Consider the following 12,513-nt stretch of genomic DNA (forward strand, 5'->3'; position numbering starts at 1 on the left):
GGTTAACCTTCTGTTTAGGCTGTCGCCGTCTCCGCTTTGGAACTTGCCTCGACGATTGCCAATGCGGTCATGTTCACGACGCCGCGCGAGGTGACCGACGGCGTGAGGATGTGCGCCGGCCGTGCTGTACCGAGCAATATCGGTCCGACATGCAGCGCATCCATCATCGTCTTCACCGTGGTAAGCGCGATATTGGCCGCATCAAGGCTCGGGAAGACCAGCAGATTGGCTTCGTCCTTGAGCGATGAGTGCGGATAGACGCGCTGGCGCAGCACGGCAGAGAGGGCCGAATCGCCGTGCATCTCGCCGTCTGCCTCGAGGTCGGGCGCGGTCTTCCTCAGGATAGCCGCCGCTTCGCGCATCTTCAGTGCGCTCGCTGAGTCGCGAGAGCCGAAATTCGAGTGGGACAGCAGCGCGGCCTTCGGTGTGAGCCCGAACCGGCGGATTTCTTCCGATGCAAGGATCGTCATCTCGGCGATCTCCTGCGCCGAGGGATCGACGGAGACGTAGGTGTCGGTGAAAAAGGTGACACCGCGCTGCGAGATCAGCATCGAGAGCGCCGACAGGTCGCGCACATCCGCCCGCCGGCCGATGATGAGGTCGACATTGCGCAGGTGACGCTCGAACCGGCCTTCAAGGCCGCAGATCATTGCGTCCGCCTCGCCGCGCATCATGGAAAGCGCGGCGATCACCGTATTGTTGGTGCGCACCATCGTGCGCGCCGCTTCCTGGGTCACGCCACGGCGGCCGCCGAGCCGGATCAGGAGGTCGACATAGTCGCGGTAGCGCGGATCGTCTTCCGGATTGACGATCTCGAAATCGGTACCGGGCCTGATCTTGAGACCATAGCGCCGCAGGCGCACATCGATGACATGCGGCCGGCCGATGAGGATCGGCTTGGCGATGCCTTCCTCCAGCACCACCTGCGCGGCCCGCAGCACACGCTCGTCCTCGCCATCGGCATAGACGACTCGCTTCGAGGTCGCGGCTCGCGCTGCCGAAAAGACCGGCTTCATGACGAGGCCGGACCGGAACACGAAGCGCGTCAGCCGGTCGATATAGACGGTCATGTCCTCGATGGGGCGGGTGGCGACGCCGGTCTTGCAGGCCGCTTCCGCGACGGCCGGCGCAATGCGCAGGATCAGGCGCGGATCGAACGGCGAGGGGATCAGGAAATCTGGCCCGAAGATCGGCGTCTCGCCGGAATAGGCGCGCGCGGCGACGTCGGACGGCTCCTCGCGCGCCAGTCCCGCGATGGCGCGCACGGCGGCCATCTTCATTTCCTCGTTGATCGCGGTCGCGCCGACATCGAGGGCACCCCGGAAGATGTAGGGGAAGCACAGCACGTTGTTGACCTGGTTCGGGAAATCCGAACGGCCGGTGCAGATCATCGCGTCGGGCCGCGCCTCGCGCGCAACTTCGGGCATGATTTCGGGAACGGGGTTGGCGAGCGCCAGGATCAGCGGCTTTTCCGCCATCTCCTTCAGCAGTTCCGGCTTGAGCACACCCGCCGCCGAAAGCCCCAGAAACACATCGGCGCCGCCGATCACATCGGCAAGCTCTCGCGCTGGCGTGTCCTTGACGTACGGGTCCTTCCACCGGTCCATCTCGTCGACGCGACCCTTGTAGGCGACGCCGAACCGGTCCGTGACCCAGATGTTTTCGTGCTTGGCACCGAGCGAGACGAGCAGGTTGAGGCAGGCAAGGGCGGCAGCGCCCGCGCCCGAGGTCACGATTTTTGCGTCCTCGATCGACTTGCCTGCCAGCTCCAGCCCGTTGAGCACGGCTGCGGCAACGATGATCGCGGTTCCATGCTGGTCGTCATGGAAGACCGGGATCTTCATCCGCGCCTTGAGTTGCTCTTCCACCTCGAAGCATTCGGGTGCCTTGATGTCCTCGAGATTGACGCCGCCGAAAGTGGGTTCGAGCGCGGCCACAGTCTCGACCATGCGCTCGATTTCGGGCGCGTCCATCTCGATGTCGAACACGTCGATGCCGGCGAACTTCTTGAACAGCACCGCCTTGCCTTCCATCACCGGCTTGGAGGCGAGCGCGCCGATGTTGCCGAGACCCAGCACGGCGGTGCCGTTGGAAATCACCGCGACGAGGTTGGCGCGCGCCGTGTAGTGGGCGGCGGTCGACGGATCGTCGCGGATGGCGAGGCAGGGCGCGGCGACGCCCGGAGAATAGGCCAACGCAAGGTCGCGCTGGTTTCCCAGCGGCTTGGTGGCCTGAATCTCCAGCTTACCCGGCGCCGGATAGCGGTGGTAAAACAGGGCGCTTTCGTCGAGATCGGAAGGCGCTTTCGCGGGATCCGGCGCGTTCATCTTGGCATCGCCTCCTGTGTCGTCGCTTCAGCGCGCGACGACTGTCTGTTTCTGCTCGCCCAGCCCGGCAATGCCGAGGCGCATGGTGTCGCCCGCCTTGAGGAAACGCGGCGGCTTCATGCCGAGGCCCACGCCGGGAGGCGTGCCGGTGGTGATGACGTCGCCGGGCTCCAGCACCATGAACTGCGACAGGTAGGACACGATGTGCGCCACGCCGAAGATCATCGTCTTCGTGCTGCCGGTCTGGCAGCGCTCGCCGTTGACATCAAGGAACATGTCGAGGTTCTGCGGATCGGCGATCTCGTCGCGGGTGGCGATCCACGGTCCGAGCGGCCCGAATGTGGGCGCGCTCTTGCCCTTCATCCACTGTCCGCCGCGCTCGGCCTGGTATTCGCGCTCCGAAACGTCGTTGCAGAGCGCGTAGCCGAGAACGTAGTCGAGCGCGTCCGTTTCCTCGACATAGTCGGCGCGCTTGCCGATCACGATCGCAAGCTCGACCTCCCAGTCGAGCTTCTGCGAGCCGCGCGGCATCAGCACGTCGTCATTGGGGCCGCAGAGGCTGTTTGGCGCCTTGGAAAACACGATCGGCTCGGAAGGAATCGCAGCGCCAGTTTCGGCGGCGTGGTCGGCGTAGTTGAGCCCGATCGCGATGAAGTGACCAATGCGGGAGACCGGCGAGCCGATACGGACGCCCTCGGGCGCGGCCGGCAGAGAGCCGAGATCGGCCGAGGCGAGCTTGTCGAGGAGTTCGGGCGAGAGGGTCTCGGGGCCGTAATCGCCGACGATAGACGAGACGTCGCGGATGGTGCCGGCAGCATCGATGATGCCTGGCTTTTCGTTGCCCTTGTCGCCAAAACGAATGAGTTTCAATGGATTATCCTCTTCACTTCGATAAATACGGAAAGTCGATCAGAAGGCACTTGGATAGTTGCCGCCGTCCAGGATCAGGCTCTGGCCGGTGATGTAGCCGGCATGGACCGAGCATAGAAATGCGCAGGCCTGGCCGAATTCCTCCGGCGTGCCGAGCCGGCCGGCCGGAATGTCTGCGGCCTGGCGGCTGGCCTGTTCCTCGAAGCTGGTTCCGGCCTTCTTGGCGGCGAATTCGATGCTGCCGCGGATGCGGTCGGTGTCGAACTTGCCGGGCAGGATGTGGTTGATGGTGACGTTCTTCGCCGCGACGGTGCGGGCGACGCCGGCGAGAAACGCGGTCAGGCCCGCCCGCGCACCGGACGACAGGTCGAGCCCGGGGATCGGCTGGTAGACCGACAGCGACGTGATGTTGACGATGCGGCCGAACCCGCGCTCGGCCATGCCGTCGATGACGGCCTGGATAAGCTCGATCGGCGTGATCATGTTGTTGGTCACGCCGTCTATCATCGCCTGATGCGTCAACTCGCGGAAATCGCGGAAGGGCGGGCCGCCATTGTTGTTGACCAGGATGTCGGGGCTCGGACAGGCCGCCAGCAGCGCCGCGCGCACCTTCTGGTCGGCGACGTCGCCGGCAATCTCGATCACGTCGACGCCGTACTTTTCCCTGATCTCGCTGGCTGTTGCCGCGAGCACCGCGCTGTCTCGACCGTTGACGACGATGTCGCAGCCGGCTTCCGCCAGTGCCATCGCGCACCCGCGCCCCAGGCCGCGGCTGGACGCGCACACGATTGCCTTCTTTCCGCGAAGTCCAAGATCCATGCGCTCCTCCCATTCAATACGGCCGGCAACCGGGCCGGGCACCATTCCGTCTAGCCCCGCGCGGCATGATGCACAACCGTCATCATGCCATGCCATGAAGGGATCGGCCGATGCGCACGGGGTGCGTTTCGCGCCACGCCACACAAACGCCGGCAACGCGCCAAAGTACCGACCGCCTGCCATGCAGATATTCGCAGCCATGAAACACGATCATCCACGGAATCAAGGCTGCATGGAAATCGAGATGGACTGGTCGAACACTACCGACTGCCGCACGCATGCTGCCGAAGCGGGCAGGGCACGTTTGGCGGCCGGCATGCGGCATGCGGTGAGGATGGGCACCGTCGATGTACCTTATCTCGGAACGCAACAGTCCAAGGCCAATGCGGCTGAACGCTACGCAAGACGCGCCGGGATTTTTCGCTGACTCAGTATCGGGGATGGAGCACGGGTGCTAACCTGCCTGCACTCCCAGCCCGGATTCTTCTCCGCATATGTCGCTGCCGCCCCTTACGCCGGACCAGTCGGTCAAGCCGCCTCGCTTCGAATTGCGCCTGTCGCTGCTCTACGCGGCCATCTTCCTGCCGATGGGCATCCACCTGCCATATTTCCCGCTCTGGCTTGAATATGTCGGCTTCGGCGCAAGGGAGATCGGCATCGTGCTGGCCGCACCGATGTTCCTGCGGGTCGTCACCACCCTGTTGATCACGGCGTCGGCCGACCGCGCACGCGATCGGGCGAATGTGTTGCTGGTGCTTTCGGTTTCAACGCTCGTGCTGTCGTTCGGCTATTTCCTGCCGCCCGGCTATCTGTTGATCCTGGGTGTCTCACTGGCGCTGGCCGTCGTGTGGACCCCGCATGCGCCGATAGCCGATTCGCTGGCGCTTTCGGGTGTGCGGCGCTTCGGCAGCGACTATTCGAGGATGCGCATCTGGGGTTCGACGGCGTTTCTGGTCGCGAACTTTGGTGGAGGCTTCCTGCTGTCGTTCACCGGCATCGGCGCCGTGCCTCTTTTGATTTCGGCCGGGATGGCTACGGTGGTCGCCGCCTCGCTGGTCGTGCCGCGGCTCGGCCGTCCACGTAAGGCGTCGCCGCTGTCCGCGGCCGAATTGCAGCAGGGCGCGCCGTCTTTGCTGAGGCCGGCCTTCCTCTATTTCGTCGGCGGGTGCGGGCTGGTGGTGGCCAGCCACGGCTTTCTCTACGCGTTCAGCTCGATCTACTGGCAGTCGCTCGGGATCAGCGGCGGCGTCATCGGGCTCCTGTGGTCGTGGAGCGTCGTCGCGGAAGTCGGCATGTTCGCGATCTTCACGCGATTGTTCGGCCGCACGCCGGCCTGGCGTTTGGTGGCTCTGGCAGGTTTGGCCGCTTTCGTGCGCTGGGTCGCGTTCCCGATGATCTGGCCGGCGGGCTTGGGGATTGCCGGCTTCTTCGCGGTGCAGACGCTGCATGCGCTGTCCACCGGCCTGATCCTGATCGGCCTGCAGAAGATGATCGCCGAGACGGTTCCCGAGGATCGCACCGGCGCGGCGCAGGGCATCGCCTTCTTCGCCAACGGTGTCTCAATGGCGGTAGTGACGCTCGGATCGGGCCAGCTCTATGCGGCGCTCGGCGTGAACGGCTTCTACGTGATGGCGGTCATTGCGCTGGCGGCAGTCGGTCTCGTGCTGCGCGGCAGCCGACTAGCCCCATAAAGCGGGCTCCGGCGGCGCTACCTGCGAGCCCTCATAGGCGAGCGGCGTTTCCCGGTCGCGTGCCAGCAGCAGCGGGCCGTCCAGATCGACGAAATCGGCATCCTGAGCCACCAGCAGTGCCGGCGCCATTGCCAGCGACGTGCCGACCATGCAGCCCACCATGACGCCGAAACCCAATTCACGCGCGCGGTCGCGCAACTCCAGCGCGGCGGTGAGACCACCGGTCTTGTCCAGCTTGATGTTCACCGCATCATAGAGACCCAGAAGCTCTTCGAGGTTTTCGGCGGTGTGGACGCTCTCGTCGGCGCAGATCGGCACGGGATGTGGAATGCGCCGTAGTATGTCGTCCTGGCCGGCGGGTAGTGGCTGTTCGATCAGCGCTATGCGATGCCGCGCCGCCGTCAGCATGTGCATGACGATGTCGGTCTCGCTCCACCCCTCATTGGCGTCGAGGATGATGCGGCTACGCGGCGCTGCCTCCGCAACCGCTGCGATCCGCGAAGTGTCGTCGGAGGTGCCCACCTTGACCTTGAGCAGCGACCGATGAGCGTGTTTACGCGCCTGAGCCGCCATAGCATCCGGCTCGCCGAGCGAAATCGTGTAGGCCGTGGTCAGCGCTTCGGGAGCGGTTGCGCTGAGACGCTCATGCGCACGTTTGCCATCAGATTTTGCTTCCAGGTCCCACAGGGCGCAATCGATCGCGTTGCGCGCGGCTCCCGCTTTCATCTTCGCCTTGAGTTCCTCGCGCGACATGCCGCCCGCGATCGCGCCGCGCATGGCTTCGATCTGGCCGAGCACACTTTCGATCGTTTCGCCGTAACGTGCATAGGGAACGCATTCGCCGCGCCCGGCGTTATTTCCCTCGCTGATCGTGCAGGTCACGACCGCGGCTTCGGTCTTGGATCCGCGCGAGATGGTGAACGCGGCCGCCAGGGGGAATCGCTCGGCTTCGACAAAAAGGTCACGCTTCATGAAAGAACTCCGTTTGCAGCCGGTTAGGAACCGTCACGCAAAGTGACAGGGCTGGTTCGACCGATTATGACTGGCCCGATGTTGACCAAAGACGCGGATGACGCAAGCGACAACCGGCGTGCCGGCGGCGACCAGCCGCCGCACATCGATGTGCGCGAAGAAGCCGGGCGCTCTGTCTGGGCGCTGTCTGGCGTCTGGAACACGCGTTCCGTGCATCTGGTCGACGCGCAGATGCGCGAACTGGAAGCAGGCCCCGCGCGCGAGGGCGTTGTTCTCGATATTTCGGCTGTCAGCCGTATGGATACGGCAGGCGCCTGGCTGATCGAACGGCTGGTGGAAGCCCGGCGCGAGGCCGGGGCGGAGGTCGAGATAGTGGGGGCCTCAGCGGCAGCGCAAATTTTGCTTCCGGCGGTCCGCGAAGCCCTGGAGCCGATTGGCAACGCCAAGCCCGCGAAACGACCGCTTTTCGTGATCCGATGGCTCGAGGCCCTTGGCCGCGCGACCGAGGCCGCCTGGCTCGATTTCATGGCGGGCATGTATATCCTCGGCTCCACAATCCGCGGCGCACAGATGAAGCTCGGGCGCGGCCATGCCGTCAACCCGGCTGCGATCTTCAACCAGATCGACCGTATGGGCGTCGGCGCGATCCCCGTCGTGGTGCTCATTTCCTCAATCGTCGGCGCGATCGTCGCGCAGCAAGGGGCCTATCAGCTCAGGTGGTTCGGGGCCGAGATCTTCATCGTCGATCTGGTCGGCATCCTGGCCTTGCGTGAACTGGGCGTGCTTTTGACCGCAATCATGGTGGCAGGCCGTTCCGGCAGCGCGATCACCGCCGAGATCGGGTCGATGAAGATGCGCGAGGAGGTCGACGCGCTGAAGGTGATCGGGCTTAACCCGATCGGCGTGCTGGTCTTTCCGCGCCTCGTCGCGCTGGTGATCGCGGTGCCGTGCCTGACGATCATCGCCAACGCAGCCTCACTGGGAGGCGGCATGATTGTCGCCTGGATCTATTCCGAAATCCCGCCGCAGGCGTTCATCGACAGGTTGCGCGCGGGCATCGACCTCTCGACGATCTTCGCCGGTCTCATAAAGGCGCCGTTCATGGCGCTGATCATCGGCATCGTTGCGTCCATCGAGGGCATGAAGGTCGGCGGCAGTGCCGAGTCGCTCGGGCGTCACGTCACCTCGGCGGTGGTCAAGTCGATCTTCGTGGTGATCGTGCTCGATGGCCTGTTTGCCATGTTCTACGTGGCGATCGACTTTTGAGCGGGGCGGTGATGAGCGAGATGGAGATTCATCAGGCCAATGGCCAGTTTGCGCCGCTTGCTGGCGAGGGGCGCGACGTCGTGCTCTCCGTGCGCGATGTGACCGTGGCTTTCGGCGACCATGTCGTCCTCGACAAGCTTTCGCTGGACGTTTACCGCGGTGAAATCCTCGGTTTCGTCGGAGCGTCGGGCACCGGTAAGTCGGTACTGCTGCGCACCGTGCTCGGGCTGACGCCTAAGCGATCCGGCACCGTCTCGATTTTCGGGGTAGACCTGGACCACCTCGATGATCGTGAAAGAATGGTCGTCGATATGCGCCTCGGCGTGCTGTTCCAGCACGGCGCCCTGTTTTCAGCACTCACGGTCAAGGAAAACGTGCAGGTCCCGATGCGCGAATATCTCGACCTGCCCAAGAAGCTCATGGACGAGCTTGCGATGCTCAAGATCGAGCTGGTGGGCCTGTCCGCGGACGCGGCCGACAAGTTTCCCTCCGAACTGTCGGGCGGCATGATCAAACGTGCAGCGCTGGCGCGCGCGCTGGCGCTCGATCCCGACATCGTGTTTCTGGATGAGCCCACATCGGGGCTCGATCCAATCGGTGCGGCGGATTTCGACGAACTTGTCGCCAAGCTGCGCGACACGATGGGCCTGACCGTTTACATGGTCACCCATGATCTCGACAGCCTGTTCTCGGTGTGCGACCGGATCGCGGTGCTCGGGCAGAAAAAGGTGCTGGTTGACGGCACCATCGAGGACATGATGCAGGTGGAGGACCCTTGGGTGAAGTCGTACTTCCGGGGCAAGCGGGCACGGCAGATCGACCTTCAGGCCAGGCAGGGAGCGTAGGAAAGAGCGTATGGAGACACGGGCCAACTACGTCATTGTCGGCATCTTCACGCTGGCTGCGGTGCTGGCGGCGTTCGGCTTCGTCTATTGGACGTCCGGCGTCGGCGATCGCGGTGAACTTGCCACGCTGCGCTTCCGCATTCCCGGGTCTGCGTCCGGCCTGACACGCGGCAGCGTCGTTTCGTTCAACGGCATCAAGGTCGGCGATGTCACTCGCGTCTACATCGACGTTTCCAATCCGTCGGTCGCCATCGCCGATGCGCAGGTCGACCGGCTGACACCGATCACCCAGTCCACGCAGGCTGACGTTGGCCTCGCCGGACTCACCACCGGCCAGGCCAATATCGAATTGCGCGGCGGCAATCCTGCCGAACCAAATCTGCTGGACCTGGCGGAAGAGCAGGGCACGATCGCCGAAATGACAGCAAATCCTTCGGCCGTCAGCAACCTGCTTGAAAGCGCGCAGAACATCTTCAAGCGCGCGGATTCCGTGCTGAGCGATCTGGAAGGCCTTGCCTCTGAGGCACGCGGACCGATCGTGCAGACCCTGCGCAATGTGGAGGAGTTTTCGTCCGCTCTGAGCCGCAATTCCGACGGGATCGATGCTTTCCTCGAAAGCGTGACGGCCATGTCACAGACATTGACGAGCGTTTCCGACAAGCTGGATTCGTCGCTGACAGCGGTCGACCAACTCATCAAGGCGGTCGATCGCGATCAGGTGTCCGAGACGGTTGCCAATATTCAGAGCTTCACCGAGCGGCTCGACGAGGCAAGCGCCGGCCTCGGCGAGATCATGGAGGGCGTGAACACCTCGGTTGCGTCGATTTCGAAATTCGCCAACTCGGCCAACGATACGCTGGCCAAGCTGGATCGCGTCGTAAGCGAGGTCGATCCTGCCGCAATCGGCACCGCGCTGACCAACTTCGAGCAGGCCAGCACAACGGTCAACACGGCGGTCAACGATGTGTCCAAGGTGACCGAGCGGATCGGCGAGCGCGCGGATGACATCGACGGAATCATCACCGACGCGCAGCAGCTCGCAGCGCGTCTCAACCAGGCATCCGAGCGCATCGACGGTGTGCTTGCAAAGGTGGACGGTCTTCTCGGCTCCGGTGAGGCTGAAGGTCTGATGGCCGATGCCGGCGAAACGCTGAAGGCCTATCGCCAGGTCGCCGATACGCTCAATGCGCGCATGGGGACGATCACCGACGGGCTGGCTCGGTTCTCGGGTCAGGGGCTTCGTGACGTCGAGACGCTGGTGCGCGACGCCCGGCGCTCCATTACGCGGATCGAGCGCGCCGTGACTGATCTCGAGCGCAATCCGCAACGTATATTGAGCGGCGGCGAGGGCGAAGTTCGGCAGTATGACGGGCGGGCACGACGTTGACATCGATGCCGCGCCCCGACAGAAATTATCGGCCTTTCAAGGGCATGGCGTATGCGTGCCGGTGGGACAGGGTAAGCGATGAAGCGTAGAAACCTGATTGTGTGGGCGATGGCTGCGATGCTCCTGCCCGGATGTGCCGCACTGCCCGGTGGTGGTCCCGCGCCTCTCGACACCTACGACCTGACGAGCGCTGCCGCGCAAACAGACGGACCGCGCCGATCCCGCACCCAGATACTCATCGCCGAGCCCACTGCGCTCAAGGTGCTGGACGGCGAGAACGTTGTGATCAGGCCCTCGGCCGGCACGGTCGAGTTCCTGAAGGGTGCGCAGTGGGCGGATCGTCTGCCGCGCATCGTCCAGTCGCGCCTTGCCGAGACAATGCAGGCATCCGGCCGCTATGGAGGCGTGGGCAAGCCGGGCGAGGGGCTGGCGATCGACTATCAGATCGTCACCGAAATCCGCGCCTTCGAGATTCGCGTCGACGGATCGGCGCGCGCCGATGTGCGCCTCTACGTCAAGGTACTCAACGACCGCAACGGCGTTGTGCGTGCTTCGCGTACGTTCCAGGCACAGGCGCCAGTGGCTGGCGCCGACAACGATGCCTATGTCGAGGCCCTCGACAGCGCTTTCGGCCAGGTTTCGAGCGAGATCGTCTCCTGGGTCGGCTCCAGCATCTAGCTGCGAGCAAGATCCGATGCCGGCGCGCTAGCGTGCCAGCTTTCGCGCGGCGAGCTCGGCCATGGCCTCCGGCAGCGTCTTGCCCCACATGGCTTTGACATAGGCGCGGAAGTCGAAGCACGGCAGCCCGGGACAGACCTCGAACTCCAGCAGGGTCAGCCGCCCCTCGGGACCGAGCCTGAAATCCAGCGAAAAAACGTCGCGCAGGCCAAGCCCGTTCACGAGCCGCGCTGCCGTTTCGGCCACGGCATTCGCTGCACGCGGATTGTTCGTGGCGAGATCCACGAGGGTGGGCTCCCGGTACGAGCCTGACGATTTCGCGTGCGCGCCCGTGTCGCCGTAGAGGGCGAGGCTGTCGCTCATGGTCTGGAAGTCCTCGCCGGACTTGACCAGCCATGTCCCGAGACGTTCGAGATCGCCGGTGCCGTCGACATCGAGCCAGCTTGCCCGCAGGTTTTCCCCCGGCACATAGGATTGCAGGACGGCGTCATCGCCATAGGCCGCGTAGATGCGTTCGGACAGGGCCAGCGCCTCCTCGATGGAATGGCAATGCGAATCCGCAAAAATGCCGATCTTGGCACCGAGCCGATTGGGCTTCACGAACCAGCTCGTCGCACCTTCAATGGCGCTGCGTGGCGAGATGAACGTGCCGTTGCGAGCGAGCGCGGTCGGCGGTGTGGCGATGCCCAGCGCGTGCAGCACGGCTCCCGAGCGGAACTTGTCCTGACAGAGCGAGAACAGCGCATCCTCCCCGCCAACCCGCCGAAGCATGCCAAGGCGAGCGAGGCCGGGTGATACGCTGCCGCTGAAATAGGAAATGCCGTCCGTCAGCGTCCAGACCAGGGTCTGTTCGGGACGATAGCCGGAGAGATTGGCGGCGAATGCATCCAGTGTTGTCGCTTCGAACCGGAGATTTCGTTCCGCACACGCCTGCTCCAGCGCAGGAAATTCCGGCTCCATATCGATGGATTGCGCCAGATACGATGCAATCTCCTGTGCATGCTGCGAAGGATGGCCTTCGGCGACGAGCCGGGTCAAACAATCCCCGGGCCGCTCATATACGAGCACCAGCGTGCCGTCGCCCATCAGCCGCTCCCTTGTCCCTGCGATAACGCTGGACGTTTCGTCACCTTATGAGCCGAGGATATCGAGCCGCGTACAATACAAGCTTGCGCAAAATCGACTGTCTAGAGGCTGGAATGAGACAGATTCGGCATTTCAGCCTTTGCCGCAGGCGCGCCGTTGTATGGAGCGGTTCATAGCGGTGATTTCGCCTACAGCGCGCGCCCTGGCGCGCTCCGCATCGCTGCGCCCGTCGGGCAGCACGATGCCAAAACCGGGCGTCGTCGATTCCTTTGGTGGCGTGCGCTCGATGTCTGGTGAAACGCCATGCTGCGCGGCCAGCGCGTTGCGTCTGCCCTGCAGGTCGGCGCAAGGTATCGTGTCGTACTGGATCGAGTTGAAGACCTCGGCCTCCTGCTGCACGGCCACGGAGTTCTGACAGGCGGTGCTGCCAAGCGCCACTGCCGTGAGGACAAGGATTATGCGCACGATTTCGCTCCGGTAACGATGAGCCCCGCGCCCACTATAATGCGGCGAAGGTGGCGATCGTAGGCCGTATCGTCATCTTTCCCGCACTGCAGCGGAAATAAATGAAG

General features: G+C 64.0%; 12 protein-coding genes. 6 read left to right on the plus strand and 6 right to left on the minus strand.

Annotated features, from left to right (window positions below):
• Positions 1-14 precede the first annotated feature (14 nt).
• The 3 genes from V1479_RS11380 to V1479_RS11390 are packed head-to-tail and all read right to left on the minus strand — an operon-like array spanning position 15 to position 4,016.
• Positions 15-2,327, minus strand: a complete 2,313-nt coding sequence (locus V1479_RS11380; protein WP_368802987.1) for an NADP-dependent malic enzyme — start codon at positions 2,325-2,327, stop codon at positions 15-17.
• A 27-nt stretch (positions 2,328-2,354) separates the two neighbouring features.
• A complete protein-coding gene (locus V1479_RS11385) occupies positions 2,355-3,197 on the minus strand; it encodes a fumarylacetoacetate hydrolase family protein (protein WP_368802988.1) in 843 nt (280 codons plus the stop codon).
• Positions 3,198-3,236: 39 nt separating this feature from the next.
• Positions 3,237-4,016 carry an SDR family oxidoreductase gene (locus V1479_RS11390; protein ID WP_368802989.1) on the minus strand — a complete coding sequence of 260 codons (780 nt, stop codon included), beginning with the start codon at positions 4,014-4,016 and terminating at the stop codon, positions 3,237-3,239.
• A 232-nt stretch (positions 4,017-4,248) separates the two neighbouring features.
• Between V1479_RS11390 and V1479_RS11395 the strand changes: the two genes are divergently transcribed.
• Both V1479_RS11395 and V1479_RS11400 read left to right on the plus strand, forming a co-directional pair.
• The gene (locus V1479_RS11395) at positions 4,249-4,443 is read left to right on the plus strand and encodes a hypothetical protein (RefSeq protein ID WP_368802990.1); all 195 of its coding nucleotides are present in this window, start codon (positions 4,249-4,251) and stop codon (positions 4,441-4,443) included.
• Between the two features lie 67 nt (positions 4,444-4,510).
• Entirely contained in the window at positions 4,511-5,707 is a 1,197-nt protein-coding gene (locus tag V1479_RS11400) for an MFS transporter (RefSeq protein WP_368802991.1), read from the plus strand.
• Here V1479_RS11400 and dgcA read toward each other — a convergent pair.
• The gene (gene dgcA, locus V1479_RS11405; protein WP_368802992.1) at positions 5,696-6,679 is read right to left on the minus strand and encodes an N-acetyl-D-Glu racemase DgcA; all 984 of its coding nucleotides are present in this window, start codon (positions 6,677-6,679) and stop codon (positions 5,696-5,698) included. The genes V1479_RS11400 and dgcA overlap by 12 nt on opposite strands.
• Positions 6,680-6,757: 78 nt before the next feature.
• Here dgcA and V1479_RS11410 point away from each other — a divergent pair, with 78 nt between their 5' ends.
• The 4 genes from V1479_RS11410 to V1479_RS11425 all read left to right on the plus strand — a co-directional run bounded on the left by V1479_RS11410 (position 6,758) and on the right by V1479_RS11425 (position 10,855).
• The gene (locus tag V1479_RS11410) at positions 6,758-7,945 is read left to right on the plus strand and encodes an ABC transporter permease (protein WP_368802993.1); all 1,188 of its coding nucleotides are present in this window, start codon (positions 6,758-6,760) and stop codon (positions 7,943-7,945) included.
• A 20-nt stretch (positions 7,946-7,965) separates the two neighbouring features.
• Positions 7,966-8,790 carry an ABC transporter ATP-binding protein gene (locus tag V1479_RS11415; protein WP_368803282.1) on the plus strand — a complete coding sequence of 275 codons (825 nt, stop codon included), beginning with the start codon at positions 7,966-7,968 and terminating at the stop codon, positions 8,788-8,790.
• A 10-nt stretch (positions 8,791-8,800) separates the two neighbouring features.
• A complete protein-coding gene (locus V1479_RS11420) occupies positions 8,801-10,177 on the plus strand; it encodes an MlaD family protein (RefSeq protein ID WP_368802994.1) in 1,377 nt (458 codons plus the stop codon).
• 78 nt (positions 10,178-10,255) lie between these two features.
• Positions 10,256-10,855: an ABC-type transport auxiliary lipoprotein family protein gene (locus V1479_RS11425; protein ID WP_368802995.1), complete on the plus strand. Its 600-nt coding sequence runs from the start codon at positions 10,256-10,258 to the stop codon at positions 10,853-10,855.
• 27 nt (positions 10,856-10,882) lie between these two features.
• On the opposite strand, the gene V1479_RS11430 is transcribed toward V1479_RS11425, so the two are convergent.
• Both V1479_RS11430 and V1479_RS11435 read right to left on the minus strand, forming a co-directional pair.
• On the minus strand, positions 10,883-11,941 hold the full coding sequence (locus V1479_RS11430) for an ATP-grasp domain-containing protein (protein ID WP_368802996.1): 1,059 nt from the start codon (positions 11,939-11,941) through the stop codon (positions 10,883-10,885).
• 132 nt (positions 11,942-12,073) lie between these two features.
• On the minus strand, positions 12,074-12,406 hold the full coding sequence (locus V1479_RS11435; RefSeq protein ID WP_368802997.1) for a hypothetical protein: 333 nt from the start codon (positions 12,404-12,406) through the stop codon (positions 12,074-12,076).
• Between the last annotated feature and the right edge of the window lie 107 nt (positions 12,407-12,513).

Source organism: Neoaquamicrobium sediminum (assembly GCF_040970315.1).
GTDB lineage: Bacteria > Pseudomonadota > Alphaproteobacteria > Rhizobiales > Rhizobiaceae > Aerobium > Aerobium sediminum.

Coding starts and splice junctions, on each gene's coding strand:
- V1479_RS11380 (WP_368802987.1), bottom strand. CDS start 2,327: ATGAACGCGCCGGATCCCGCGAAAGCGCCTTCCGATCTCGACGAAAGC.
- V1479_RS11390 (WP_368802989.1), bottom strand. CDS start 4,016: ATGGATCTTGGACTTCGCGGAAAGAAGGCAATCGTGTGCGCGTCCAGC.
- V1479_RS11395 (WP_368802990.1), top strand. CDS start 4,249: ATGGAAATCGAGATGGACTGGTCGAACACTACCGACTGCCGCACGCAT.
- V1479_RS11400 (WP_368802991.1), top strand. CDS start 4,511: ATGTCGCTGCCGCCCCTTACGCCGGACCAGTCGGTCAAGCCGCCTCGC.
- dgcA (WP_368802992.1), bottom strand. CDS start 6,679: ATGAAGCGTGACCTTTTTGTCGAAGCCGAGCGATTCCCCCTGGCGGCC.
- V1479_RS11410 (WP_368802993.1), top strand. CDS start 6,758: ATGTTGACCAAAGACGCGGATGACGCAAGCGACAACCGGCGTGCCGGC.
- V1479_RS11415 (WP_368803282.1), top strand. CDS start 7,966: ATGGAGATTCATCAGGCCAATGGCCAGTTTGCGCCGCTTGCTGGCGAG.
- V1479_RS11420 (WP_368802994.1), top strand. CDS start 8,801: ATGGAGACACGGGCCAACTACGTCATTGTCGGCATCTTCACGCTGGCT.
- V1479_RS11425 (WP_368802995.1), top strand. CDS start 10,256: ATGAAGCGTAGAAACCTGATTGTGTGGGCGATGGCTGCGATGCTCCTG.
- V1479_RS11430 (WP_368802996.1), bottom strand. CDS start 11,941: ATGGGCGACGGCACGCTGGTGCTCGTATATGAGCGGCCCGGGGATTGT.